The organism is Rummeliibacillus sp. GQ308 (genome assembly GCF_059759115.1).
Genome location: NZ_JCAXDQ010000001.1, coordinates 1705626 through 1732227 on the forward strand (window position 1 = coordinate 1705626; position 26602 = coordinate 1732227).

Genomic DNA, 26602 nt, shown 5'->3' on the forward strand with positions numbered 1-26602 from the left:
AAAATAGCACAACGTAAACTGATTCTTGATGCAATGATTTATGTAATAAGTTAAGGAGGAATTAATAATGGCATCATATTCAAAATATAGCACCGCTAAGGGTGACCGATGGTTAATTAAACTTTCTTTAACTGACCCTATAACTAAGAAAAAGGTAAGAACCACTAGAAGAGGATTTAAAAAGCTAAGTGAAGCAAAATTAGCTGCCCAAAAACTAGAGGTCGAAGAGAAAAAACAATCAAGAAATCTAAAGTCACATTATTTCTTCAAAGAGATATTTTTATAGTACGAGGAAGAGTACTCCAAACATCTAAAACCCTCAACTGTCTATCGCAAGTCAATAGATTTTAATAAATGGATCCTCCCCCATATTGGTGATAAACGTTTAAAAGATATTACCAAGAAAGAGTGTCAGAAATTCATTGACTTTATGTCGACTCAGTTAAAATCTTATAAGCCTATTATTATTCAGGCGCGAAATGTATTTGATTTTGCTTCCTGAATGGAATATATCGAGATGTCGCCTTTTAATAATACTGTATATCCAAGAGTCACTTTATTCGAGGAAAAAGAAAAGTTAGAGAACTTTTGGAACAAAGATCAATCTATCTATTTTTTAGAGCAAGTAAAGAAAAATGAGTCATTAAAAAAGTACGCCCTCTTTCGCACATTGCTGCTTAGGAATGCGTAAAGGAGAACTTTTAGCTCTACAGGAGAAGGACTTGAAAGATGATACACAAACAACAGCATTACTAAAACACTGTTCTATGATGCTGAGGGTAATTATCAGATACTAAAACCTAAAACCCCTTCATCCCTGCGAGATATCCATCTAGATGCAGAAACATATAACGTTTTGAAAGACCTAATTAGACAAAATAAAAAGCTAAGATTAATAACAGGCGAAAAAGTTAGCTCCCGATTTATTTTCACAAAAGAAACTTCATTTGAACCCTATCGCAATTCTTATGTTAATGAGGTTTTAAATAAACTGTGTAAACGATATGATTTAACGCGTATAACAGTTCATGGTCTAAGACATTCATGTGCTTCTTTGTTGTTTGCTGCTGGGGTAGATATCAAAGTAGTTCAAAAATTATTAGGTCACGCACATATCGAAACTACGATGAATATTTACACGCATGTGACCACTGAAGCTATTGAAAAAACAACAGACTTACTCATAAATTACTTACAAAAAACTACTCAAAAAAATTCTGGTGGTCAAAATGTGGTCAAAAAGAATTTTAAGCATTAAAAAAGCCCCTGATTTCTCAGGAGCTTTCTTTATTCATTTAATTCTTAAAACCTTTCATACCTTTGATACTAAAGGTTTTATTAAGATTCTAACAATAAATCTTCTGGGTTTTCGATCAAGTCTTTTACTGTTTTCAAGAAGCCAACTGATTCTTGACCGTTGATGATGCGGTGATCGTAAGAAAGTGCTACATACATCATTGGACGGATTTGTACTTCATTGCCAACAGCAATTGGGCGGCTGACAATGTTGTGCATACCAAGGATTGCAGCTTGTTCGCCGTTGATGATTGGTGTAGACATTAATGAACCGAATACACCACCGTTTGTGATAGTAAATGAACCACCTTCTAGGTCAGAAAGAGCTAACTTTTTGTTACGCGCTTTTGTTGCTAGTTCAGCGATTGTTGCTTCAATTTCTGCAAAGTTTTTACGGTCTGTATCACGAACGTTTGGAACAACTAATCCATCTGGAGTCGCTACAGCTACGCCGATATCATAGAATTTATTGTAGTGCAATTCGTCGCCGACAATTTTAGCATTTACAGCTGGATATTTTTTAAGAGCAGCTGTTACAGCTTTTGTGAAGAAAGACATGAAGCCTAGGCGTGTGCCGTCATGTGCTTCTTGGAAAGCATCTTTTTTACGTTTGCGAAGCGCCATAACATTTGTCATATCAATTTCGTTAAATGTTGTTAGCATTGCAGTGCTTTGAGAAACTTCTAGTAAACGTTTTGCAGCAGTTTGTTGACGACGAGTCATTTTCACAACTTCTACGCGAGAATCGTCAACATTTTTAGCTGGTGCTGCTTTTGGTGCTTCAGCTGCTTTAGGAGCAGCAGCTGGTGCAGTTCCATGAGCTGCTACGTCTTGAACACGTACGCGGCCTTGCGGATCTACTGGTGAAATTTCGCTAAGATTAATACCTTTTTCACGTGCTAATTTGCGAGCGGCTGGGCTAGCGATTACACGGTCATTTGAAGTTGTTTCTTCCACTACAGGTGCTGCGGCTTGAGGAGCTTCTTGTTTTGGCTCTTCCGCTTTTGGAGCTTCTTCTTGTTTTGGTTCTTCTTTTGGTGCAGGTGCTGCAGCTGCTCCGCCTGCTTCTACTTTAGCAATAACAGCTCCTACTTCTACTACATCTCCTTCTTGAGCCAGAATTTCAGTTAAAACGCCTGCTTCTTCAGAGATGATTTCTGCATTGACTTTATCTGTTTCTAACTCAACGATAAATTCACCTTTATCTACCTGGTCCCCTACTTGCTTAACCCAACGTACGATTTCACCCTCTGTAATTGATTCTGCTAATTCTGGAACAATAATGTCTGCCACTTTCATTTCCTCCTTTGTCTTTTAACGTTGCTTACTTACTTGATAATGCTTCATCAATAACTTTTGCTTGCGCTTCTTTATAAGAATCCGCATCGCCTTCTGCAGGACTTGAATGCGCGTCACGACCAACATACACCACTTTTTGGCCTTTACCAGCTAATTCGCGCATGTATGGATCTGCAAATGACCAAGAACCCATATTTTTTGGCTCTTCTTGCGTCCAAGCAAGCGTTTTGACTTTCGGGAATTTCGCTAGAATTTCTGCGATTTCTTCTTCTGGGAATGGATATAATTGTTCTACACGTACTAAGTGCAAGTGCTCATAACCTTCTCCACTACCAATTTTTTCAGCAAGATCAATTGCCATTTTACCAGATGCAAATACGATTTTTTTCACTTTCTCTGCATCTTGGCCTATTGTATTGTGTTCAATTACTGGGCGGTATTCGCCGTTTGTTAATTCTTCTACATCTGCTCCAACAAGCTGATTGCGCAGAAGTGACTTCGGACTCATCATGATGAGTGGACGAACAGCATCTGTGCCTAATGTTTTAGCTTGGCGTCGCAATAAGTGGAAGTAGTTTGCTGCACTTGAAAGCATTACTACAGTCCAGTTATTTTCAGCTGACGATTGCAAGAAACGTTCTAGACGAGCACTTGTATGCTCTGCCCCTTGGCCTTCAGCTGAATGCGGTAGTGAAATAACAACGCCTGATTTAACACCCCATTTTGAGCGAGTGCTTGAAATAAAGTTATCAAACATGACTTGTGCCATATTCGCAAAGTCACCATATTGTGCTTCCCAAATAGCAAGCGCTTTTTCATTTTCTAAATTGTAGCCATATTCATAAGCAACCATTGCCGCTTCAGATAATGGACTATTGATTGGTGCGAATGATGCTTGTGAACCTGAAATATGGTGCAATGGCACATATTCATTGCCGTTTTGCTCGTCATGTAACACAAGATGACGTTGAGAGAACGTACCGCGTTGTACATCTTGACCAGAAATGCGTACTGGTGTGCCTTCTTGCAGAATTGTACCAAAAGCAAGTGTTTCAGCATGACCCCAGTCAATTTTACCTTTTCCTTGGAATGGATCACGGCGACGGTTTAAAATTTTCCCTAGTTTTTTAAACACATGGAAGTCTTCTGGGAATGTCAGAAGTTCTTCGTTCATTTTTTCAAGGCGCTCTTTTTCAACAGCAGTTGCAATGTCTTTTGGTGCGCCATTTTTCACAGCTTCTGGCATTTCAAGGCTTGTTTCGTGGCCTTTGCCCACTTCTTTGACATAATCTAGCGCTGTTTGTAGCTCATCTTTAATATCTTTTTGAAGTTTTGTAACATCTTCTTCTGTCACAATATTTTCAGAAACAAGTTGTTTGCCGTATAAAGCACGAACAGTCTCATGATTATGAACAATATTGTACATTGTTGGATTGGTGATCATTGGTTCATCCATTTCGTTATGGCCATAACGGCGATAACCAATCAAATCAATGACAATATCCTTGCCGAACATTGCACGGTACTCAACTGCAAAACGAGCCACTTGCACGACTGCTTCTGGCGCATCAGCATTGACATGAATAACTGGTACTTCATAACCTTTTGCAGGATCTGATGCATAAACAGTAGAACGTGAATCTTGGCGTTCAGTTGTAAAACCAATCATATTATTTGCAATAATATGCACAGAACCGCCAGTATTAAATTCTAATGTACGAGAGTAGTTTAACGTTTCTGTCACAATGCCTTGCCCCGCAAATGCTGCATCACCGTGCACTAAGATAGCAAGAGATTTAGATTTATCTTGTTCAGGAAGGCCTGGTTTTTCTGTAGCATCTTGTGCTGCTCGTGCTTGACCAGTAACCACAGGACTCACTACTTCTAAGTGAGAAGGATTGTAAGCCATTTTAATAGTAGATCCGTTTGGTGCTTTATATGTTGCACCAAGATGATACTTCACGTCGTTAGACCAGCCTCTTGTGGCTTCTAATGAGCCGTCTTTTGGCAAGAATAACTCGCTTGGTACATGTGCAAAGTCTGCAAGCATCATTTGATAAGGTTTATGCACATTATGTGTTAACACATTTAGGCGACCACGGTGTGCCATACCGATTACTACATCTTTCGTACCGCGATTTTCAGAGCGACGAATGAGTTCATCTATTAGTACAACTAATGAGTCTACTCCTTCAATAGAAAAACGTTTAACGCCGACAAAAGTTTTATGAAGGAATTGTTCGAATCCTTCTACTTTATTTAACATATTTAGAATTTCTTTTTTCTCATCAGCTGAAAGATTGGTTTTTAAAGCGCCATTTTCAACTTTTGATTGAATCCAATTCTTTTCTTCTTTATTTACTACTTGGCTAAATTCATAGGCAATCTTTTCTGTATAGATTGATTTCAAATAATTTATTGCATCTAGCGCATTGTGAACGCTTGCAGGAACGTCTTTTAATAAGATAGAAGCAGGCATATTAATTAGGTCTGCATCTGTCAATCCATATGCATTTGCTTCAATGCGAGAAAAATCTTTTGGTTGGTTGTTTAATGGGTAAAGATCAGCTGCTAAGTGACCGATTTCACGGATGGCTTCTGCATACTGTACGGCAGCCAATACTTTTTCAATATTGCCTGCATCAACAGTTGAAGTTGCAGTTGAATTTGAAGTATTTACAGAAGGTGCACCATATTGTTTGAAAAGTGCTACAAGGTCTTGGTCTACTTCTTCAGGATTTGTCAGATAAAGATCATACATATCCATTACATAGCCAAGGTTAGGACCAGAAAACGCAGCCCACGGCGAACTTGCAAGTGAATCGTTGTTTGACATGAGAATTACCTCCAACTTTTTGCCAAGTGGCAGTTCCATTAATTAAAGTTTTAATTTCAGAAAATCCACTGTATATTTTATCATTCTTCCAGCCAATTCGGTACAGCAAGTTAGATTGGTTTAAAAGAACAATTTTCCTTTCAATCTTACTACTCTTCACAAAAAATTCAATGTTTTTGAGAGAATTGAGCATTTTTTTTCTTGAATGATGTAATAATTACATAAAAGACATCAAATTTGGTTGTTTTCTAACGGGAATGTTATCTGAAATTTAGTTCCCTCCCCTAATTTACTGGAAACAAAAATTTTGCCGCCATATTTATTGACGAGCATATGAACGATACTCAATCCTAAACCTGTGCCGCCCTCTTCTCGAGATCTTGCTTGATCTACACGATAAAATCGCTCAAAGATATAAGGTAAATCAGACTCAGCTATACCAATACCATGGTCTTCGACTTCGATTTTGCAATTTTTCCCTTCAATTGTCAAGCAGACAAAAATTTTGGCATCAAGGTTGCTATAACGAATGGCATTTTGAAGCAGATTTCGGACGATTTGGCCCAATGCATGTTGGGATATCGCTGCATAGACATTTGTAAAGTGATGCTTCACTATTTCAATCTTCACTGATGGATATAAATGTAGCTGTTCTTCAACTATCTCTATTATTGTCTCTTCCACGTTGCAATGAGAATCTTGGGCAACACCCTCACCTCTAGCTAGTTCTAACATTTCTTCTACTAAATCTTTCATTCGCTTAATTTCTATTAAAGAGGTTTCTAAAGATTCCTGTAAAACGTCTGGATCATCTTTCCCCCATCTTTTGATTAATGAAAGATGCCCTTCTACTACTTGAATAGGTGTTCGAAGTTCGTGGGAAGCGTCTTGGACAAATTGCTGTTGTAATAGAAATGTTTGCTCTAATTCTGCCATCATCTTGCGAAAAACTTGAAGCAAATCACCAATCTCATCTTCATAGCTATATTCCATTAGTATAGGCGTACCAAACCCTTCCTCCGCGACATTCAGCATTTCTAATCTTAGCTCATGAAGCGGTCTTAAAAGAAAGTTCGCAAGAAAATGACCAATGTAAAAGGAAATAATTAATGCCCCTAAACCGAGTATGCACATCGCCATTAAAAGATAATTCATCAATGAATGAAAAGAGTCTAAAGGGTGTGTCAATTGTATATACCCCAAAAAAGGCGACATTTGCAATTTACTTGTAGCCACAAAACAATCTATTCCTTCTAATTTTTCCTTTTCTACAATATAGCCTTGTGAGGGTACTTGTTTCTCGATTTCTGGTATTTGATTGATGGTATCGTTAATCCGCAAAATTTCAATGCCATCTTTATTTAAAATACGTACTGTTTGATTTTTATCGATAATTGAATTCATTAATCCACGATTCGAGCGAATTTCATCAATTGTCATGCCACTTCCTTGAGATTCAAAGAAGACTTGTAAATCATCCATTGTCCGATTGACTGATTGATGTTCTTGCGATAATAACCATGTGTGCATGGACCAGTACAACACGGAACAAATAATGGCAAAGCTAATGAAAATCACAACCGCCGAGGTAAGTGCCCACTTAGTTTTCAACGATGATCTACGGAAAGAGAATAAATTTTTTCTGTTCATTCACGCATCACATACCCTACGCCCCGCACTGTTTCAATATATGTGCTGGCACTGTCAGGAAGTTTCGCTCTTAAATGTCGTATGTAAACGTCTACGACATTTGTCTCCACATCACTTTGATAACCCCAAACGCGCTCCAGTATATGGTCTCTTGTACAAACTCGATTTTTGTTTTCAATAAGAAGGCGCAATAAATCAAACTCTGTTTTGGTGAGCTCAATCATTTTTTCATCTACATATGCTGTATAGGCAGCTTGGTCTATTGTGATATTTTTATATTTTAGCAAGTCTCTACTTTCTGGGGCTGCTGCTGTTCTCCTTAAAATAGAACGTATACGAGCAAGCAACTCTTCGATGGCAAATGGTTTTACAATATAGTCGTCTGCACCTGCATCGAGACCAGCCACCCGGTCCATTACTGCGTCTCTCGCAGTAATAAGTATTATAGGCACCTGGGAATGGCTTCGAATTCTTCTACATACTTCAATGCCATTTAAACCAGGGAGCATGACATCAAGGAGAATCACATCGATTTTCATATTTTCTTCTAGCGCCTTTCGTAAACCTTCACGACCATCAAAGCATGTTGATACACTAAAACCTTCATGAGAAAGCTCCAGTTCTATAAATCTTGCGATATTCTTTTCATCTTCAATTAATAAAATTCGTTTATTCATACATACTGCCACCATTCTTACTAGTTTGAGGTGTCACATAATTTATGACACGAATTGTACGTTTAAACGCTGTTTCGATTGGTACGTTCTATAATCAACAACAAAACTGTTTGTAAAAGTGCTTATTATAGATGGTGGACAAGCTAACGTACTAAGGTTGAATCTCTGGTTTCTTGTATACTCTCCACATAATGATAAGAGTCTTTTCCTGCTACTCTTTTAGCATAGTATAATGCCTGGTCTGCCTGGTCTAGTAACATAGCTACAGTAGAACCATGCTCTGGATAGCAGGCAACCCCAATAGATGAAGTAGGGGAAAAGGTATGTGGTCCTATCATCCAACCAGTATGCAAAATGTCTTGTATACGTCTGATTGTTTGACCAATTTGCTCTTTCCTTTTCATCTCATCTATCGATAAATCAGTTAAGACGATAATAAACTCATCTCCACCTATCCTTGCCACAAGGTCACTGTTTCTTACACTTGAAGAAAGTGCTTCTCCAAAGCTTTTTATAAATTCATCACCTATTTCATGTCCATACGTATCATTAATTTCTTTAAAATTGTCGCCATCAATAAATAATAGAGCTAAAGAGCTTCCTGAACTGTCTGCAATCCGGATGTATTCGGTAACTTTCTCGATTAAATATCTTCTATTAGGAAGCTTCGTCAGGGCATCATGATAAGCTAAATATCGCAGTTGTTCTTCCATTTCTTTTCGTTCTGTTACTTCACGAGCTACTAGAACAGTTTGATATATACCCTTACGTTTTGAATCTCTTACTTTTGTCAATTGTGCTTCAGTCCAAAAGGTACGGCGATCCTTTGAACAAATTTCTAATTCTAATTTTATACTATCGAATTCTCCATGTTGCGCCAGCTCTTTTTGCATTTTTTCAGCACTATCTTTTGACAGTAGATCCATATAAAACTTTCCTATTAACTCATCTTTCCCATAGCCTAGTTTTGCCTCATGATTAGGTGAAACATACTGAATAATACCCTCATCGCTTGTTATGACGATAAAGTCTTTGGTATGTTCTGTAATAAGCTGAAAAAGCTTTTCAGTATTTTTTAATTTCGTCATTTGCATTTTTTTATTAGATACATCAAAACTTATACCTAAATAATGCTTAATTTCCCCTTGTTCATCTGTGATAGGCACAATCGTTGTATCTAGCCAATAGTTTCTGCCGTACTTGGTTCGATTACACATTTCTCCGCGCCATATAAAACCGCTCGATATTTGGGACCATAATTCTTTATAAAATGCGCGAGATTGTTTTCTCGAGTTCAACATGGCATTGGTATTCCCGATCAACTCCGAAGCAGAATACTCTGTTGTTTGTTCGAAACTGGCATTGACATATTCAATGACCCCCTGCGTGTCAGTAATACATATATTTACTGCAACGTTGAACGTATCAAAGAGGTGCTTCATCATTGATGGGCTTATTTTCAAGCTATTAAAAGCTGCTGTATTACTGGCATTTCCTTCTGAAGTTCCGATTTTTAGTTCTTCAATTTTTGAAGTTGAAGCTAATAGATATGTATCTTTATTGTATTTTATGGGGGTACAAACTGTTTTATTTGTTTGAATTCTGTCATTTTCCAAATAGAAATCATGATAAGTCACTTGATTATGATTAGCGATGGCCTCTTCATAATTTTTCTCTATTAATGGCACAGATACTCGATTAACTATTTCTGTTAAATATTTACCTTCCAGATTATCTGAAAAAAAATCCTTAGCTGCTTGGTTCGTATAAACGTATTGATAACCGTTAACATTCTTTTTCATGAGAAAAACAAGAGACTGGTCTAACTGATACATTGCATAAAATTGTTCTCTTGTAATAAATGCTTCTTGCATCATGCATTTTCCCTCCTCATCAAACATCAATCGCCAAATAATGTCTTGTGTTTTTCCTTCGCTTCATGACTAAGTTTTTGGTAGGCGAGCTGTTCTACTGTCTCTTCTTTGCTTTCAAATGAATATTGAGCGCCCTCAGACTTTAACGTATATAATGCAGTAATCGTTGCGTTACCTATTAATCTCAAATTATATTGCTCATCTTGTTTTATACCGACCATACATTTGACGAACCCACCTGGATTCATGACAGTAATTTTTTCTTTGGATGTATAATTCAGTAGGCGAGATACTAATGCAGAAGCAGTCATAGCCGTGCCGCAAGCATTTGTAAAGCCTACTCCCCTTTCAAAAGTGCGTACATATATCTCGTCAGGTCCCATTGTATATACATAACTCACATTTACGCCATCTGGACAAATACTATTTGGGCCATTTAAAAAGGATGCCACTTTCTCTTGATGTGACGAAGTGGCTATTAAATCTTTTGGAACAAAAGAAATTAAATGTGGATTCGGCACTGAAATGGCAGTAAATTGTAGCTGCTCATCAAGTTCAACATTGATCTCATTAATAAGAGTTGTTTTATTTTCATATTTCATTGGAAGTGAAGTGAGTTCGAAGGAAACAGGTGAAATTTCAACACTGTAAGTAGGAATACCTTCCGCTAAAGGCTGTTCTTTTGCAACATGTAAAATAGCTTTCATCGTTTCAATTTGGGCTTCCAAGAGATTATGTTTTTCTAATACATAGCGTGCAACACATCGAAGTCCATTGCCGCACATCGATGCTTCTGTGCCATCTGCGTTAAATACTCTCATTTTGGCTAATGCGATAGAAGATGGCGACACAACGAGCAGTCCATCTGCGCCATCTTCTATATCTTTGTCGCAAAGCCATATGGCTAAATTTGCCCAATCCAGTTCTTTCTCATTTTTAGTTTCATATAAATAAAAAGTATTTCCTGAACCGTGGACTTTTTGAATGTCTAAAATCATATTTGGTCCCCTCTTTTCGTGTAAGTCTAATATGTAATTGTACAAGCAGCCATAGGACACTAATACATCATTATTTGTACTTTTATAAACATAATTGAATGCCCAAATTTCAATGAATAATTCTTGCAAAAATCCTTAAGCAAGAGCTACATTATACAAATAATCAGTAAAAACATAGGGCATTATAGTAAAAACTATCTATTCTTAACTCTATATTATACGCAATTTATATTAATTTTCCATAATTAAGTGAATATTAAAGAAAATAAGGGAATAACACTATACTTTTCATCCAATATTATGTTTCCCTCCAGCAAAAAAACGGTGTTCACAATTATCATTCTTTGTTCAAATTTTTTATTAAAAACTGTATTTTTTTCTTTGCAATTTGCGCAAATCTTAGTATAGTTAAAGAGCAAAATAATTTCATAAATGAGTCTATAATATATAGAATCAATAGGGAAGGCAAATGGTGCGCCACCAGTGATCGCTGGTTCTAGTGGGTTCGATTCCCACCCCGAAATTTTTTATGCAACATTAAATGAAAAATTTCGTTGGGGCTAGAACTGGGTTTTCGATGTTCACCCCCAAAAGGAGGCGTTCAATATGATTAAGCGACGTGAATTACAAGAATGTAATGAGCTTTTTGAGTTGTTAAGTCACCCATCTGTCTTCCCTTTTGTTCGTCAAAAGGCTAAGACAGCCGATGAATTCTGGTTTATGACAAACCAGCTTATGGAAGATGAAGAAAACGGTAAAGTAGTTTCTCGCACGATTTTAGACGATTGGGGCCAACCGATTGGCAGCATTACCTTGTATGATGTGCAAGACGGCGCAGGCTTCTTAGGAACATGGATAGGCGTACCTTATCAGGGTAAAGGCTATAATCAAAAGGCGAAAGAATTGTTTTTAGAAGAGTTATTTTTTGAACTCGATTTTCAATGTGTGTTCTTAAAAATCCGCAAAGAAAATACTAAATCAATTCGTGCTGCATTAAAGTTAGGTTATGCTGTAGATGCTAAAGAAAGCCACCCATCTCTATATAAGGAAATTAATCAAGGTGAGAAACAATTTGAGTTATTCAAAATCCAAAAAGATACCTTTTATTTATATATGGCTACCCGAAATGGCGAGTCTACAGAACAAGCCATGTAAATTACCGGTATTGCCAATAAAAGCCCCTCTATTCTATATAGAATGAGGGGCTTTTAATATTACTACAGAAATTATTCCTTTGAACTGCCTTGCCTGAGTATCTTATTTCGTTTTTGCATATTGAAGTATCAGTTCCACCATTTCATCTGGTGTTTTTGGAGATTCTGCTTCCTGCATATTTTTGATTAGCGAATCACTATGTTTTTCTAACAATTGAAGCGCTTTTAAGAAGCTTTGTTGATTGACCTCTTCTTCTTGCAGTACTTCGGCTAATCCTTGTTCAAAGAACAGTTTGGCATTTAAAATCTGATCACCGCGAGATTTTTCTAAAGAAAGAGGAATTAATAGCATCGGTTTTTGAAGTGCCAAAAATTCAAAGATAGAGTTAGACCCTGCTCTAGATACTACATAATCAGTTGCATGCAGTAAATCTGGCAGTTCAGTTGTTACATATTCAAACTGTTTATAAGATGGCAAGTCAACTAGTGCTGTATCGACATGCCCCTTACCACATAGATGGATGATATTGTACTTCTTTAGAAGTTCCACTAAATTGGCACGAACCGCATCATTAATGAACTTAGAGCCTTGGCTACCCCCCATGATCATAATGGTCTCTTTATCTGCCCCAAACCCACATAATTGTAGGCCCCTCTCCTTGCTTCCTTCAAATAAAGCAGGACGTATGGTAGAACCTGTACATGCCGATTTCTCTGCAGGTAAATGTTTTAATGTTTGTTTGAAAACAGTGAAGATATGTGAAGCGAATGGCAAAGCCAATTTATTGGCAAGGCCTGGTGTTACGTCAGATTCATGTGCGATAACTGGAATGCCTGACATTTTAGCCGCCATCACAACCGGCACCGAAACGAAGCCGCCTTTTGAAAATACTACTACTGGCTTTACGCGCCTCATAATAGACAATGCCTGCGAAATCCCTGCTAATACACGGAAAGGATCCGTAAAGTTTTTCATAGAGAAATAGCGTCTTAATTTACCGCTCGATATCGGATGATAAGGCAAATTGGGAAATGCCTGACCGATAATCTCTTTTTCTATCCCTTCTTTTGAACCTATATAGTGAACCTCATAGCCTTTTTCTAGAAAAGATGGTATGATTGCTTGATTGAGCGAGACGTGGCCTGCTGTGCCCCCGCCCGTTAAAATTACTGTCTGATTTGTCATATTAAATCTCCTTAAAGTAAATCAACGTCTTATTATCCCTTTTAGAAACATTCATATTCAATGGAGTTGAACAAAATGCATGAAACAACAAAAGTAGGCACGAAGTGGAAGAAAATGTCGACCATCGTGCTGCCAATTTTAATTACCCAAGTGGCATTATACCTCATGTCATTTTTCGATGTATTGATGTCTGGTAAATACAGTACACAAGATTTAGCTGGCGTATCAATTGGCTCTTCTATTTGGCTTCCTGTTTATACTGGTTTATCAGGCATCTTAACATCAATCACACCTATTGTAGCACAATTTGTAGGTGCAAAAAGAGAGAAAGAAGCATCTGCTACTGTTAAACAAGGTTTTTATGTAGCGATTCTGTTAGCCATCATTATCTTTACTGGATTAACGCTTAGCTTAAAACCGTTATTGAAAGGCATGTCTCTTGAGCCAGATGTATACCGTGTGGCCTACCATTATTTAATAGCCATGTGCTTTGGTTTATTGCCATTATTCATATACAGTGTATTGCGATGCTTCATTGATGCACTTGGACAAACGAGAGTCAGCATGTTAATTACATTGATGGCAGCACCCATCAATATTGTTTTTAACTATTTATTCATATTCGGACATTTAGGATTCCCCGAATTGGGTGGCGTTGGCTCGGGTGTAGCATCTGCCATTACCTATTGGCTAATCTGTGGTGCTGCCATCATTATTACAATGAAAAAGACACCGTTTGTAGGTTTTTCACTTTTTTCAAAAATACCTAGGCCAAATCCAACCAAAGCATTTGAAATTATTAAGCTTGGCTTGCCGATAGGTTTAGCTATATTTGCAGAAAGCAGTATTTTTTCTGTCGTTACAATGATGATGAGCAAATATAGTACAGAAGTAATCGGCGCACACCAAATTGCAATGAACTTCGCCAGTCTTCTTTATATGATTCCGCTCAGTATCTCGATGGGTGCGACGATCTTGGTTGGATTTGAAGCAGGCGCCAAGAGATTTCAAGATGCCAAAACATATAGTCGTTTATGTACAATTACTGCGGTTACTTTTTGTATGATTTCTCTTACTGTTTTACTTATATTCAAAGGTCATATAGCTAGCGTGTACAGCAATGATGTGCAAGTAATAAGACTCGCTGGCCATTTCTTAACATATGCTGCTTTCTTCCAGCTTTCAGACGCCATCCAAGCACCTATCCAAGGAGCACTGCGAGGATATAAAGATGTCACCATTACATTCATTATGGCACTCGTCTCTTATTGGATCATTGGCTTGCCTGTCGGTATATTATTAGCAAATATGACGAACCTTGGCCCTTATGGTTACTGGATTGGTTTAATTGCAGGGCTGGCAATGGGTGCTGTCACATTAAGTATTCGACTTCGGTTTGTACAGCGCAAGATGGAGAACGCATAAAGTTTATAACAATTACACATTTAAAAAGGGAGTTCCATCCACCACGACGGTAACTCCCACTACAATTATCTAATACTTCCACTACGCACGATTTTAACCTTTACTTTAGCTTCTATCTTAATGTCTTTATATATTTCCTTCCATTTGCCTTCTCTCCATAAGTTCGGATGATATGCTCTGATATCTTCGCCTATTCCTACTACATCTGAAGATGCTTCTTGGCTTCTTTTAAACATCCTAGCTACATCTTTCTCAACTCTGCCTTCAATAAACGTCTCTAACTCTTCCCTTTTTTGCTTTTGATCTAAATGGTCTGGAGGATATTCCGTCATAACAATCGGCATGTAAATATTATATTTTACCTTTATATTACTTCCATCCTGTGTTACTTTCATTTTCTTCTTAAAGCGAATAGCATTAAATCCAACAGAAATGTCTTTTCCATTTTTATGCATCAGATATGCTAACTCAACAATATCTGATTTCTTATAGCCTAATAATGTCGCAAAAGTGGATTCTCGTAATGTAAGATGCTCACCCGTATAATCTTTACCATTAAATAATGCAATACCTTCACCTTCAGGCAGCCCTTTATCTCCACTAGTTTTTAAATACGGTAATGCAAGATCTCTTCCTTCACTAAACATCTGATTTGCTGAGATTTCTAAATTAGTTACAGGATATATTGAGGATTTTTCAAAAGACTGAATAAAGTCTAAATAATACTCCCCAATCTCTTTGGGTAAGTTTTCTTTAAGTTCCAAGAACCTTTTCGTAGAGCCATCGGTAATTACAACTTTAGCTGTCATAGGACTCTCAGCAGATCGATAATAGACATCCAATAAAGAATATAGGTCCTTCTTAGCGGTTTCTTCACTAACTAATATGGTAGTCAATTCAGCTATGTCCATTGTTTGCTCAGTTTTTTTATTGGCATTCATCCTTACTTCTCTCGCTGTTTTGCCCTCACCCTCAAGCACTATATATTTAGTTGGATCATCGCTCGAGCTAGGATAGGCATAGAATGCTTTTAAATCTCCAATGGTTCCATCTACGCCGACTACAGAAATTACAGAGAGCTCCTTATACAATCGCTGATCCCAACAACCACTAAGGAATACAGAGCTTAAAAGGAGAAAAACAATTATTTTGCGCATTTTGTTTCCCTCCTTTTATTTTTCCAAATGATGAATACCGGTAAAATAATAGTAAAAGGAATATAGATATATTGAAAATGAGCTCTAATAAATTCTACAGAGCGTATATTCAAAAAAGCTAAACTGCTGAAAAATATTATGATGTGTAATACCGCCATAGGAATTTTTTGATGTTTACGATCCTTTTGAAAATAAACTACGCGAATGTTAAATACAATCAAGCTGAATGAGATAAGACTCCAGCCTAGCCACATATAAAGAAAGAAAATATCTAGTCTCTTAACAAATGTAACTTCAATGGACTTTAAAATATATAAGGTGGGTTCTGTAATATATGGCAATGAACCTGGCGCAAAATACATCTTCACTACTAACATTAAAAAGCCAGAAAACAAAGTTATGATGGTTTGATAAATGAGTATATCTTTGAAGCGCATTTTATCTTCAGTCAATACATATTTCCTTAAAACTAAATAGCCTTCTAAACCAGTAAACGAAGCTAACCCATACAGCGTTCCCATGATCCATTGATGGCCTGAGCTTTTACCAATTGGGAAAAGTTGACTCACCCTTAATTCAGGTACGGCAAACAATAGAAAGAATACAAATACAAAGACGAAAGGAATAATGAAAACTGGCATATTTACAGCAGTTGATGGCCGACTGACACTAATATAATAAGAAACTAAAAGCATCAGTAGCAACGTAACATAATTTGGAGTATTTCCAAGCACCCAAATATTTAAAGTATATTGAATATATACTAAAGATAATATAAGTAAAGCAAGCCAGCTAAGAATATAAATCCAACGTGTTATCTTCCCTAGTTCGAAGTATTTATAATATCTTTCGTATAAACATAATTGAAGAAAAACAAAAGCAGCTGCAATAAAGAACATAATCCATGCATCTCTTCCGCCAGCATTCAAAAGAGCCTCTGAATAAGCAATAAAAATAATTCCCGTTGTTCTAAAAAAGAGCATTACAAATAATTGGACTTTTGTTATGGTAAAATTCATGGTTTCTTCCCTTTCGGATCAAAACTGGTAGGTTGAGTACCTGAAGTTGTATGTTTTCCACGAAATAGTATTTGTTTCGTTTTCTTTGGATCAAATGGAACAATCGGATAAATGTATGGTGATTTCAGAGATTTTAAGTTGCATAAATGTACGCCTAGAATAAGTGCGCCGATTAAAATCCCAAAGAAACCTAGTAATGCAGCCGCAAACATAAACGGAAAACGCAATACACGGACTGACGTATTAAGCTCTACTGATGGTGCAACATAGCTAGAAATTGCAGTTAATGCAACTACAATAACAACCATATTGGAGACTAAACCAGCACTTATAATGACATCTCCTACAACCAAACCACCAACAATACCAATTGTTTGGACCAAAGCCTGTGGCAAGCGAATACTAGCCTCTCGAATTAACTCAATAATTATTTCGACAATTAAGGCTTCAAAAATTGGCCGATAAGGTATTTCACTAATGTCTAACTTTAATTTTTTACTTAATTCAATCGGAAGAACCTCATAATGAAAGCTGACAATGGCTATATAAAAAGCAGGTAAAAATATAGCAGTAATAAAACTAAATACCCTAACCATTCTATAAAATGAGCCGACGATCACACGACTATTAAAGTCATCTGGCGATTGATAAAATGAAAATAACGTGACAGGTGCTACATAAGCAGTTGGCGAAAAGTCCGACATCATAACAATTTTCCCCTCAGAAAGATTAGCAAATACCCTGTCTGGCCTTTCAGTATTCATAATTTGAGGGAAAGGTGATAGAGGATTATCTTCTACGAAATCATTCAATTGTCCTGAAGCATATAATCCATCGGCTTTTTCTTTCATATTATTGAGTTTTTGCTCTAAATCATTAAGATTTTCTTGATTAGCAAAACGGGCTAAATACATATAATATATATCTGCTTTGTTGTCTTTTCCAACAGTTACTTTTTTTACAATTAAATCAGGTACTCGCATTCTTTTTCGAATTAGCCCTAAGTTTACGTCTGTATCTTCCACAAATCCTTCATGGGCACCTCGTAAAATAGCTTCATTTGTTGGCTCATCTGGAGAACGATGGGGCAAGTTAGGTATAGAGAAACGAACCATTTGCTGAGTATTCAATAAAAGAAGTACTGTATAACCCTGACAAACATAATCCACTAATGTTTCTAGATTGTAGGCTTCTTTTCGTGAAGAGGTGGTTGCATCCCAGCTTTTTTCATTAAACGTTGTTTGCACTTTTAACACATTCAATATATCTTGTACATCTTTTTTATTAGCCATCGAGCTATAGTAGCAAAGAATTGCATATTGATCTTTTGGAAACGAGATTTCTCTTGCTATAAAATCAACTGAATTATAAAAAGTGGCTTTTAATTTTTCAACCATCGATTCTAGCTGGAGCATTTCATACCTCCTCTTTCATTCTTGATGAATATGGTTGGGCACCTTCAAGTTACCTAGTCATTCTTTCTCTTTTCATTATGGAACATAAAATTACATTTCAAACATAAACCAGCCATCAAATGACTGATACCTATTTCCAATTAATTCATATATAGGTTGCATATTAGGCTGGCTTTAGAATTATGAAGACATAAAAAAAGCTCTCAGAATAATAAATATTCCGAGAGCCTCTTATCTTTGAAATCAGGATGCTTTGATCTCAGTTCAAATACTTTATTCTATTTTTGAATAAATTGTTGTGTCCAGACATTTTCTTTTGCATCATAACCTACACCAATATGTGTATAGTTTTTGTTCATAATGTTAGCGCGGTGACCTTCTGAATTCATCCAAGCTTTCACTACTTCTTCTGGTGTTTTTTGACCTTTGGCAATATTTTCGCCTGCTGATTTATAAGTAATACCAAGAGATTTCATTTGGTCAAAAGGTGAACCGTAAGTTGGGCTTGTATGATCGAAATAATTCTTGTCTGCCATATCCTTAGATTTAGCTTTCGCAGAGCCCATCAATTTTGTATCTGCTTGTAAAGCAGGCAGACCTTCTTTTGCACGTTCTGCATTAGTCAAAGTGATGACTTGTTTTTCAAATTGAGAAGCAGATGTTGCATTAGAGTCAGTAGATGGTTTGCTTGGTGCATCAGTATTTGGTTTTGACGGTGTTGTTGTGTTTGTATTTGGTTTTGATGTATCTGTATTTGGTTTTGATGTATCTGTATTTGGTTTTGATGTATCTGTATTTGGTTTTGATGTATCTGTATTTGGTTTTGATGTATCTGTATTTGGTTTTGATGTATCTGTATTCGGCTTAGTTGTAGGTTGATGCGTATTCGCATTTGTACCATTTGTAAAGCAGTTATTCAACATAATATAACTATGTGTATTATATTTAGTTGATTGATAATGCCATGTATGATTTGACATTGAAGTTTGCTTCGTATGTTCTTTCGTAACGGTTTTAGCTGAAGCATCTATTGCTCCGCTGTGCACTCCTGCTGTTAAAAGTAAGCTGAATGGGATTGCCCATTTTGTTAGTTTGTTCATCTTGCATTCCTCCTTGTCGTGTTCCAAGCTTAAACGAAGAATCAAGCAAAAAAGTCGCCAAGGATTGCCACTTTCTCCAGCAAGGAGCTGAGACCGCAGAGTTATAGGGTTTTATTTGGAAGATAGTTGAAGTCTATCACCTTATTGCTATTCTAAGAGGGTTGACATCTCAATATTTTAGGCTTTAGGCAGGTCTAATTCATTCACATTTTCTCCGATAATCACTAGATTTGGTTCCATTTTCACATACTCAGGAAGCCATTGTGTTAATCCATATGCATACTGAAACAGCATAGGATTTCTAATTCCCTCGATTGGTACAAAGCCCTTCATTCGATAAACAGAATTAGGAAGCGTTTTAATCCATTCTTCAAATTTTTCTTGTGTGAAACTTTCCTCAGAATTGAAAGTAACAAGACGAGAACCTAAATGCAGATGCTCCCCAATGGTTGCTTGTTGAATAGAAGCCGGCCTAGCTGTAGCTTGTAGTCTTTGAAGATACTTAATCGGTAGAGAGGCATTGGTTGTTTGAATGATCAGCGCATGTGAATTAATGCTCTGCATCTCAAAAGTAACTTTTGCCCTTTCTGATTCTGTCAGTAAATCCATCTTATTTGCCAAAATCAAATGTGCATGGCGAATCTGCTCTAAAAATAAGGAACGTGTTTGGATTGACATACCTTCTCTTTCCAACCAACGTTTACTATCAGCGACAGTGACGATACCTTTAATATTTAACTCATTTGCAAATAGCGGTGAATAGACTGCATCTAATGCTTCTACTGGATGAGCCGCTCCAGTGGTTTCTATAATAAGCACATCAAACTCAGAATCTGCTAACAGTGATTGAATTTGTGCCTCCGTTTTTTCGGCACCTGTACAACAAATGCATCCATTTAGCATTTCTTTTAAAGGTATATTTTCCTCGATTGCTTGTGAATCAAAATTTAAAGCCCCTAGCTCATTCATGATAATGGCTGGTTTTAAATTCTGTTCTTTCAATTGGCGAATGGTATTCATTAATAAGGTTGTTTTGCCGCTTCCTAAGAAACCGCTGAATAAATATACATCTTTCATTTTAAATCTCCTTCTATTTAACTGCTCTTTCAGCAGAGATAGTATTTCCCTCCCTAAAAGGGGCAAACAGTTCGTAATTGTATCGTAGATTAGTTTACTAAATAGTGATAGTGTCTTTTCAAAAAAGAGCTGACAAATGAATGCCAGCTCCTTAACTACTCTATTTCATTTCAGCTTTTACAATGCTTGCTGCTTTTTTCAGCTGTGGATCTTCTTTTTTGATTTTCAAGCGAATTTTATTCATTAATGCGTATGTTGTATCGCCTTTCAGAATACCTGTTTCCTTTAACTTGTTGTCTTTTTGGAATTGTTCCACTGCTAACTTCGTTGAGGCATCGTATAAGCCATCAATTTTACCAGGGTTATAGCCTGCAGCTTGAAGTAATTTTTCAGCAACTTTAACGCTATCAGATAATGCACCTTCCTTGAAGGTTTTGTCTGGGTCCAGATAAGGAAGTGATGCATAGCTTGGATAGTTCACTTTTACATTAGGCTTTATGCCTTTTTCATGAATCCAGTTACCTTTTGGTGTTAACCATTTCGCCATTGTGAATTTAAGATTAGATCCGTCCGGTAGATTCTCAGCTGTTTGCATCGTCCCTTTACCAAATGAAGTTTCACCTACTAATTTGATATGGGAGGACTCATTTAATGCTCCTGCTAAAATTTCAGAAGCTGATGCACTTCCTCCATCGATAAGAACAGTTGTTGGCACTTTTACCTTGCGGCCATCTTCTGCTTTATAGACTTGTTTATTGCCTGAACGGTCTTCGAATTGTACGATTGGTTGTCCTTTTGGTACAAATAGATTTGCAATATTCTCTACGGATTCAACCAACCCACCTGGATTTTGACGAACATCCAGAACCAAACCTTTCATGCCTTTTGCTTCCATATCATCTAATGCACTAAGCAACTCTTTATAAGTACCATCTGAGAAGCTTGTGATTTGGATATGAGCAATTTTATTTTTCATCATTTCAGCATATACAGTTTCAACAGGAATGTCTGCACGAGTGATTTTAAAAGTGGTTAGCTTACTAGAACTTCCACGCTGGATTTCAAGTGTGACCTCAGTCCCCTTCTTACCGCGAATTAATAATACGGCTTGTGATGCTGTCATTCCATCAATAGATTTGCCATCTACTTTTTTAATAATATCATTAGTTTTGATGCCTGATTTCTCTGCAGGCGAGTTTTTAATCGGTGATACGACCACAATATGGCCATCCTTCTCTTGCACCTCAGCACCTATGCCTTGGAAACTAGAAGAAATGCTTTCATTAAACGCAGAAGCTTCCTTTTTATTCATATAATCAGAATATGGATCTCCTAATGCGCTGATCATACCATCTACCGCACCGTTTACTAGCTTGTCTGTATCAATTTTCTTGTAATAACCTTTTGATAGCTGATCGTATGCATTAAACAACTTTTGAAATTCGCCATGTGCTGGTGTGCGAACTTCCACTACTTTATCTTCGCCAACTGTTAATGCAAAAATCGTTATACCTGATGTACCAAGAACCAAAACCATGATCATCATGATGAAAGCAAATGGCTTCATACGTATGTATTTTCCTGTGACTTTCCCATGATTAGCATCTTGTTCTGATTGTCGTTCATTTTGTTCTTGGTCTTGCTTTGTTTTATCATCCATATTCGTTCACCACTTTCAATCTAAGAGTGTATAAAACACACCTTCTATCATAATAGCAGGAATTAAAGCGAACGAAAAGAAAAAGACTGCCAAAAATTCCTTGGCAGTCTTTTCGCCTCACTTAATCAAAAGATACATTGCAACTCACTGGTTTTGGTTCAAGCACCTTTGTTTCCATATACTTGTGGAATAACCATTCTCCTATCCCAAGCACAATAGAAGATAACAATGATGCGGCAAGAGTATCCACCGTTTCTACATATAAAGCTGAACCCATGAAATAAATAATGACGAATGCTAAAACAGCATCCGAGAAGGTGGCAATAGTATTGCCCATTACATAGGCATAGCGCTTACTAAAGACGGTGAAGATAAGAATGTCTCCCAAAACAAAAGCAAAAATAGCAAGGACAAGGCTAATCCAGAGAGTCGTAGAAACATCCCCTCCATAAATGCCTGTATTGATGATTAATAGTATTGCCGCAGTCATAATTAGCTTTAGTATGAATGCACTCACATATTTCATCATTCTATCCCCCTTTCGCTGACACAACATATAAATGATTAAATGAGATGATTGATTAGATCAATCATAGGTTAGTATGAATTTTTTGGGTGATGATATACGTATTAATCCATTTATCCATTTTGTTTACTCACATAGTCTAAAAAATTATTGTCCTCAAACTGAAACGCCACTTCTTATATCTTGCTCCAATTTATAGGCACTAAAATGTACCTTTGGAACCTGAAAGTATCTATAGCACTTATAAGTACGTACTTTTCTTTATGGTGAATATATTTCATAATAACTTTTGTACAGAAAGCTTTAACCATTATCAATTCGTTATGGATCATCTTGATGTTCAAATCATGTGTGACCATCGAACATTTTGAGTAATGGTTAACTTTATTGTTGGTAATAATATTAGTTCGTACAGGTTCTATAAATGCTCTTTTGAAAACATATTTAAACATGCAATATGTGGAATAATAAGGTATTTTTCTAATTTAAAGGTAATAGATATAATCCGGACATTTCTCCTCTTTAACAGGATAAATAAGCGTTATTCGACAAGACAGAGTTGGTTCCTGTATGACGAAATATAATTAAGTCCATTTCAGTTTATAACAATCAGGAGGTTTATTTATGGTAGCGAAAAACTTACAAGATACAACAACTTTGCATAACGGCGTAAAAATGCCATGGTTTGGTCTAGGCGTTTTTAAAGTAGAGGAAGGACCAGATTTAGTTAATGCTGTTAAAACAGCCATTAAACATGGTTACCGCAGCATTGATACTGCAGCTATTTATGGTAATGAAGAAGGAGTTGGCCAAGGAATCCGTGAAGGACTTAAAGAAGCCGGCATATCTAGAGAAGAATTATTTGTAACATCGAAAGTTTGGAACGACGACTTAGGGTATGAATCTACTTTAGCAGCGTACGAAACGAGCCTTAAGAAACTCGGATTGGATTATCTAGACCTATATTTGATTCATTGGCCTGTAGAAGGTAAATATAAAGATGCATGGAGAGCTTTAGAATCTCTTTACAAAGATGGACGAGTTAAAGCAATTGGAATGAGTAATTTCCAAATTCATCACCTTGAAGATTTAATGAAGGATGCAGAGGTTAAACCGATGATCAACCAAGTGGAATGCCACCCACGATTGACTCAAAAAGATCTTAAGTCATTCTGTCAAGAACATGGTATTCAGCTGGAAGCCTGGTCTCCATTGATGCAAGGTCAATTATTGGATAACCCAGAGCTTAAAGAAATTGCCAATAAACATGATAAATCTATTGCACAAATTATTCTACGTTGGGACTTGCAAAATGGCATCGTGACAATTCCAAAATCGACTAAAGAACATCGTATTGTTGAAAATGCATCAATATTTGATTTTGAGCTAACAGCAGAAGATATGGAACAAATTGACAGATTGAATCAAGATCATCGCGTTGGTCCAGATCCGGACAATTTTGACTTTTAATAAGAAATAAGGAGATATAGACGTTACTATTCGTCTATATCTTTTTTCTAAGGTATTTAAAGTATGTGGAGTGTTCCATAAGAAGAAAAATTTAAACAAAATTTATTCTATAATAGATAAGTTAATGTCTAAGAAAACAATCTGGGAGGGAACTACATGCAACTGAATTTAAAAGGAAAAACGGCATTAGTTACAGGATCTACTTCAGGCATTGGGAAAGCGATCGCTATGTCGCTAGTAGAAGAAGGTGCTACTGTACTGATTAATGGACGTCGTGAAGAAAAAGTGAATGAAACTATTGAAGAAATTAAATCAAAATATCCAGATGCAATTCTTCATTCAGCAGTAGCTGATTTAGGAACAGAACAAGGCTGCCAAAAAATGATTGAGGATTATGCGGAGATAGATATCCTTATTAATAACCTAGGAATTTTTGAACCTGCCGAATACTTTGATATCTCTGATGAAGAATGGTTTAAATTCTTTGAAACGAATATCATGAGTGGTGTTCGACTTACCCGTTGGTACTTAAATCAAATGATTCAAAAGAAAGCAGGAAGAGTCATCTTTATTGCCAGTGAAGCAGCGATCATGCCATCTCTTGAAATGGCTCATTATAGTGCAACGAAAACAATGCAGCTCTCACTCTCTCGTAGTTTAGCTGAGCTAACGAAAGGTACGAGCGTGACAGTTAATACGGTTATGCCGGGCTCCACTCTAACTGAAGGAGTAGAAACAATGTTAAACACGCTTTATCCTAACAAAAATTTGACAATGGAAGAAGCGGAAACTCGATTTATGAAAGAAAATCGTCCAACCTCTATCATTCAAAGATTAATCCGACCAGAAGAAATTGCCCATCTTGTCACTTTCTTAAGCAGTCCCCTAGCCTCAGCCATTAATGGCTCTGCCTTGCGAATAGACGGTGGGTTAGTTCGTAGTGTATTTTAAAAATATGTATCAATAAACCGATTATAGTTTTAAAAAATATACCCCATAGGAGCAATCCTATGGGGTATATAAGTTTCTTGATTTTGTATTGAAAAATAAAAATATTAGAGTTATGACTCACCGAAAGAAGCACCAAGCAGATGTAATATAAGTAACCAAAAATAGAATGAAAATTGTGAAATACATTAGCGAATTACCATAATGTACATCGAGAAATTCTTTGTTATGAAGATTAAGTATACAAGCAATTAGTGCATATTTGCCTGGAGAGACCCCTGCACTATTAATAAGCAACTGAAAATCACCAAGTTCTATTTTCCTCATATTGTTACCTGATTTTTCTAAAGGTTTTATTCTTTTTGTACCTTTCCGATCCTACTTTCAAGATATTCGATAGGTAAAGAAGAAACTCTTAATTTTCAATTGCCTTATTAACTGATTCAAAAGCATGAATTACTGTTGTATCAAATATTGGAACTTCGGAATCCTCTTCTTTTATTAATAATCCAATCTCTGTACATCCTAATATAATCCCTTCGGCTCCTCTGTCAATTAAATTCTTGATAACTTTTTTAAAATATTCTTTTGACGCATGATTGATTTTCCCTAAACATAATTCTTCATAAATCACTTTATTTATAAGTTCTATATCCTCATGAACTGGAATTAATACCTTTATATCATTGGCTTCAATTCTTGATTTGTAAAAATCTTGGATCATTGTATATTTAGTTCCAAGTAATCCTACTGAATTCAATTTAGTTTTCTTTATTTCATTTGCTGTTGCATCAGCAATATGTAGAATCGGGATATTTATTTTTTCTTCAATATAATTTATTACCTTATGCATTGTGTTTGTACAAATAACAATAAAATCTGCTCCAGCCTTTTCTAAAGAGAATGCCACATTCCCCAAAGTGTGTCCGGCACTTTCCCAATCTCCATTAGCTTGATAACGTTCAATCTCTTCAAAATCAACGCTATATAAAATACATTTGGCTGAATGTAATCCACCTAATTTTTTCTTTATTTCTTCATTTATTAAACGGTAATATTCATTTGATGATTCCCAACTCATACCGCCAATTAAACCTATTGTTTTCAATGCACTAATCCCTCCTTATAGACTGTAAGTGTAGGATAGAATATTATAATACCTACCGTAACATCCTATATTCTTTAATTTCTACATTTTAAGATCCTTTTCCTTCTTAGAGTACAGCACCTGTAATACTTTGTTATGCAAGTCAAGATCACATAAATCATAGAAAAATGATTCATATAGATTGCAATAAAATTTAAAACAGCAAGTTTTGCCACAATAAAAAAGGTAAGGGCATTAGCCCTCACCTTTTTTATTTCACTTCTTTTAAATAAGGTTTACTTGGAAGAGTGTCAAAGTCATAACTTTCAACTTCATTCCAATCTTCAAAATAAGCATGTAAACTATCGGTAATCATCAAATTAATGATTTCCCCTTTTGGATTAAACAGTAAAACAGGTTTACCCATAGCATAAGCATAGCCTAATTCCCATGCCGTTCCGGTATCATCATAGTTTTCTCCGATAATCCCAAATATCATATCCGCCCATTTAATGTGTTCCATATCGTTTTTAAATACGAATGTTCTCCATTCAAAAGAACCAAATTCGAATTCAGGTAATTGACTTTCTCTTGGTGAGAAGACAGTGTGCCCTAATGCTCTCAATACCTGTTCTGCTTTTTCTACATGTACAATTTCCTCTCTACCATCTACATCAAAGAATGGACTTGCAAGATAAATTTTAGCCATTTTGTTCCTCCTATTTTAAACAACGATCAATTATTTAAT

The 26602-nt window shown here is 36.4% G+C and carries 22 protein-coding genes and 1 pseudogene; 7 read left to right on the plus strand and 16 right to left on the minus strand.

The genetic code is table 11. The features are described 5' to 3' along the window. Positions 1-67 precede the first annotated feature (67 nt). From AC6CHJ_RS08540 to AC6CHJ_RS08550, 3 genes and pseudogenes are all read left to right on the plus strand, one after another. A complete protein-coding gene (locus AC6CHJ_RS08540; RefSeq protein ID WP_498288089.1) occupies positions 68-286 on the plus strand; it encodes an Arm DNA-binding domain-containing protein in 219 nt (72 codons plus the stop codon). 12 nt (positions 287-298) lie between these two features. After that, positions 299-502, plus strand: a pseudogene (locus AC6CHJ_RS08545) (N-terminal phage integrase SAM-like domain-containing protein); the annotation flags it as partial. Between the two features lie 324 nt (positions 503-826). Beyond that, positions 827-1258, plus strand: a complete 432-nt coding sequence (locus tag AC6CHJ_RS08550) for a tyrosine-type recombinase/integrase (protein ID WP_498288538.1) — start codon at positions 827-829, stop codon at positions 1256-1258. Between the two features lie 80 nt (positions 1259-1338). Here the strand turns inward: AC6CHJ_RS08550 and odhB are convergent, their stop codons facing one another. The 6 genes from odhB to dapF form a co-directional block, all read right to left on the minus strand. Continuing rightward, positions 1339-2589, minus strand: coding sequence for a 2-oxoglutarate dehydrogenase complex dihydrolipoyllysine-residue succinyltransferase (gene odhB / locus AC6CHJ_RS08555; RefSeq protein ID WP_498288091.1), 1251 nt, complete (start codon positions 2587-2589; stop codon positions 1339-1341). Between the two features lie 31 nt (positions 2590-2620). Continuing rightward, positions 2621-5431, minus strand: coding sequence for a 2-oxoglutarate dehydrogenase E1 component (locus AC6CHJ_RS08560; RefSeq protein ID WP_147196896.1), 2811 nt, complete (start codon positions 5429-5431; stop codon positions 2621-2623). Positions 5432-5662: 231 nt separating this feature from the next. Further along, positions 5663-7081: a HAMP domain-containing sensor histidine kinase gene (locus AC6CHJ_RS08565; protein WP_147196894.1), complete on the minus strand. Its 1419-nt coding sequence runs from the start codon at positions 7079-7081 to the stop codon at positions 5663-5665. Then, on the minus strand, positions 7078-7758 hold the full coding sequence (locus tag AC6CHJ_RS08570) for a response regulator transcription factor (RefSeq protein WP_147196892.1): 681 nt from the start codon (positions 7756-7758) through the stop codon (positions 7078-7080). The genes AC6CHJ_RS08565 and AC6CHJ_RS08570 overlap by 4 nt, the downstream gene beginning before the upstream one ends. Positions 7759-7901: 143 nt before the next feature. Then, positions 7902-9635: a diguanylate cyclase domain-containing protein gene (locus AC6CHJ_RS08575; protein ID WP_498288093.1), complete on the minus strand. Its 1734-nt coding sequence runs from the start codon at positions 9633-9635 to the stop codon at positions 7902-7904. 23 nt (positions 9636-9658) lie between these two features. Next, entirely contained in the window at positions 9659-10630 is a 972-nt protein-coding gene (dapF, locus tag AC6CHJ_RS08580) for a diaminopimelate epimerase (RefSeq protein ID WP_249774409.1), read from the minus strand. Between the two features lie 606 nt (positions 10631-11236). On the opposite strand from dapF, the gene AC6CHJ_RS08585 reads away from it, so the two are divergent. Next, positions 11237-11785 carry a GNAT family N-acetyltransferase gene (locus AC6CHJ_RS08585; RefSeq protein WP_066787918.1) on the plus strand — a complete coding sequence of 183 codons (549 nt, stop codon included), beginning with the start codon at positions 11237-11239 and terminating at the stop codon, positions 11783-11785. A 102-nt stretch (positions 11786-11887) separates the two neighbouring features. Here the strand turns inward: AC6CHJ_RS08585 and murG are convergent, their stop codons facing one another. Next, entirely contained in the window at positions 11888-12970 is a 1083-nt protein-coding gene (murG, locus tag AC6CHJ_RS08590; RefSeq protein WP_498288096.1) for an undecaprenyldiphospho-muramoylpentapeptide beta-N-acetylglucosaminyltransferase, read from the minus strand. Between the two features lie 75 nt (positions 12971-13045). Here murG and AC6CHJ_RS08595 point away from each other — a divergent pair, with 75 nt between their 5' ends. Continuing rightward, positions 13046-14395: an MATE family efflux transporter gene (locus AC6CHJ_RS08595; protein WP_392993359.1), complete on the plus strand. Its 1350-nt coding sequence runs from the start codon at positions 13046-13048 to the stop codon at positions 14393-14395. 65 nt (positions 14396-14460) lie between these two features. On the opposite strand, the gene AC6CHJ_RS08600 is transcribed toward AC6CHJ_RS08595, so the two are convergent. From AC6CHJ_RS08600 to AC6CHJ_RS08630, 7 genes are all read right to left on the minus strand, one after another. Next, a complete protein-coding gene (locus tag AC6CHJ_RS08600) occupies positions 14461-15552 on the minus strand; it encodes a Ger(x)C family spore germination protein (protein WP_392993357.1) in 1092 nt (363 codons plus the stop codon). Next, positions 15540-16571 carry a GerAB/ArcD/ProY family transporter gene (locus AC6CHJ_RS08605; RefSeq protein ID WP_392993355.1) on the minus strand — a complete coding sequence of 344 codons (1032 nt, stop codon included), beginning with the start codon at positions 16569-16571 and terminating at the stop codon, positions 15540-15542. The genes AC6CHJ_RS08600 and AC6CHJ_RS08605 overlap by 13 nt, the downstream gene beginning before the upstream one ends. Next, positions 16568-17986: a spore germination protein gene (locus AC6CHJ_RS08610; RefSeq protein ID WP_392993352.1), complete on the minus strand. Its 1419-nt coding sequence runs from the start codon at positions 17984-17986 to the stop codon at positions 16568-16570. The genes AC6CHJ_RS08605 and AC6CHJ_RS08610 overlap by 4 nt, the downstream gene beginning before the upstream one ends. A gap of 278 nt (positions 17987-18264) precedes the next feature. Further along, the gene (locus tag AC6CHJ_RS08615) at positions 18265-19086 is read right to left on the minus strand and encodes a CAP domain-containing protein (protein WP_498288099.1); all 822 of its coding nucleotides are present in this window, start codon (positions 19084-19086) and stop codon (positions 18265-18267) included. 177 nt (positions 19087-19263) lie between these two features. Further along, complete coding sequence (locus AC6CHJ_RS08620; protein WP_392993344.1) at positions 19264-20163, minus strand: CobW family GTP-binding protein; 900 nt, start codon at positions 20161-20163, stop codon at positions 19264-19266. Positions 20164-20323: 160 nt separating this feature from the next. After that, positions 20324-21823: a lmo1851 family serine protease gene (locus AC6CHJ_RS08625; RefSeq protein WP_392993342.1), complete on the minus strand. Its 1500-nt coding sequence runs from the start codon at positions 21821-21823 to the stop codon at positions 20324-20326. Between the two features lie 121 nt (positions 21824-21944). Beyond that, the gene (locus AC6CHJ_RS08630) at positions 21945-22352 is read right to left on the minus strand and encodes a DUF2512 family protein (protein ID WP_392993339.1); all 408 of its coding nucleotides are present in this window, start codon (positions 22350-22352) and stop codon (positions 21945-21947) included. 621 nt (positions 22353-22973) lie between these two features. On the opposite strand from AC6CHJ_RS08630, the gene pgoN reads away from it, so the two are divergent. Both pgoN and AC6CHJ_RS08640 read left to right on the plus strand, forming a co-directional pair. Continuing rightward, positions 22974-23819 carry a glyoxal/methylglyoxal reductase gene (gene pgoN / locus AC6CHJ_RS08635; protein WP_392993336.1) on the plus strand — a complete coding sequence of 282 codons (846 nt, stop codon included), beginning with the start codon at positions 22974-22976 and terminating at the stop codon, positions 23817-23819. 156 nt (positions 23820-23975) lie between these two features. Then, on the plus strand, positions 23976-24770 hold the full coding sequence (locus AC6CHJ_RS08640; protein ID WP_392993334.1) for an SDR family NAD(P)-dependent oxidoreductase: 795 nt from the start codon (positions 23976-23978) through the stop codon (positions 24768-24770). Between the two features lie 412 nt (positions 24771-25182). Here AC6CHJ_RS08640 and AC6CHJ_RS08645 read toward each other — a convergent pair whose 3' ends face one another. Together AC6CHJ_RS08645 and AC6CHJ_RS08650 are read right to left on the minus strand one after the other, a co-directional pair. Continuing rightward, complete coding sequence (locus tag AC6CHJ_RS08645; RefSeq protein WP_498288100.1) at positions 25183-25875, minus strand: aspartate/glutamate racemase family protein; 693 nt, start codon at positions 25873-25875, stop codon at positions 25183-25185. A 250-nt stretch (positions 25876-26125) separates the two neighbouring features. Beyond that, positions 26126-26563 (minus strand): nucleoside 2-deoxyribosyltransferase, encoded by a 438-nt coding sequence (locus tag AC6CHJ_RS08650; RefSeq protein ID WP_147196864.1) that lies wholly within the window; start codon positions 26561-26563, stop codon positions 26126-26128. Between the last annotated feature and the right edge of the window lie 39 nt (positions 26564-26602).

Bases quoted from the DNA above. Each gene is read 5' to 3' on its own strand.
- pgoN (WP_392993336.1), top strand. From the start codon at position 22,974: ATGGTAGCGAAAAACTTACAAGATACAACAACTTTGCATAACGGCGTA.
- AC6CHJ_RS08585 (WP_066787918.1), top strand. From the start codon at position 11,237: ATGATTAAGCGACGTGAATTACAAGAATGTAATGAGCTTTTTGAGTTG.
- AC6CHJ_RS08625 (WP_392993342.1), bottom strand. From the start codon at position 21,823: ATGGATGATAAAACAAAGCAAGACCAAGAACAAAATGAACGACAATCA.
- murG (WP_498288096.1), bottom strand. From the start codon at position 12,970: ATGACAAATCAGACAGTAATTTTAACGGGCGGGGGCACAGCAGGCCAC.
- AC6CHJ_RS08615 (WP_498288099.1), bottom strand. From the start codon at position 19,086: ATGAACAAACTAACAAAATGGGCAATCCCATTCAGCTTACTTTTAACA.
- AC6CHJ_RS08640 (WP_392993334.1), top strand. From the start codon at position 23,976: ATGCAACTGAATTTAAAAGGAAAAACGGCATTAGTTACAGGATCTACT.
- AC6CHJ_RS08605 (WP_392993355.1), bottom strand. From the start codon at position 16,571: ATGAATTTTACCATAACAAAAGTCCAATTATTTGTAATGCTCTTTTTT.
- AC6CHJ_RS08620 (WP_392993344.1), bottom strand. From the start codon at position 20,163: ATGAAAGATGTATATTTATTCAGCGGTTTCTTAGGAAGCGGCAAAACA.
- AC6CHJ_RS08610 (WP_392993352.1), bottom strand. From the start codon at position 17,986: ATGCTCCAGCTAGAATCGATGGTTGAAAAATTAAAAGCCACTTTTTAT.
- AC6CHJ_RS08650 (WP_147196864.1), bottom strand. From the start codon at position 26,563: ATGGCTAAAATTTATCTTGCAAGTCCATTCTTTGATGTAGATGGTAGA.
- AC6CHJ_RS08540 (WP_498288089.1), top strand. From the start codon at position 68: ATGGCATCATATTCAAAATATAGCACCGCTAAGGGTGACCGATGGTTA.
- AC6CHJ_RS08595 (WP_392993359.1), top strand. From the start codon at position 13,046: ATGCATGAAACAACAAAAGTAGGCACGAAGTGGAAGAAAATGTCGACC.
- dapF (WP_249774409.1), bottom strand. From the start codon at position 10,630: ATGATTTTAGACATTCAAAAAGTCCACGGTTCAGGAAATACTTTTTAT.
- AC6CHJ_RS08575 (WP_498288093.1), bottom strand. From the start codon at position 9,635: ATGATGCAAGAAGCATTTATTACAAGAGAACAATTTTATGCAATGTAT.
- AC6CHJ_RS08630 (WP_392993339.1), bottom strand. From the start codon at position 22,352: ATGATGAAATATGTGAGTGCATTCATACTAAAGCTAATTATGACTGCG.
- AC6CHJ_RS08565 (WP_147196894.1), bottom strand. From the start codon at position 7,081: ATGAACAGAAAAAATTTATTCTCTTTCCGTAGATCATCGTTGAAAACT.
- AC6CHJ_RS08560 (WP_147196896.1), bottom strand. From the start codon at position 5,431: ATGTCAAACAACGATTCACTTGCAAGTTCGCCGTGGGCTGCGTTTTCT.
- AC6CHJ_RS08600 (WP_392993357.1), bottom strand. From the start codon at position 15,552: ATGCGCAAAATAATTGTTTTTCTCCTTTTAAGCTCTGTATTCCTTAGT.
- AC6CHJ_RS08570 (WP_147196892.1), bottom strand. From the start codon at position 7,758: ATGAATAAACGAATTTTATTAATTGAAGATGAAAAGAATATCGCAAGA.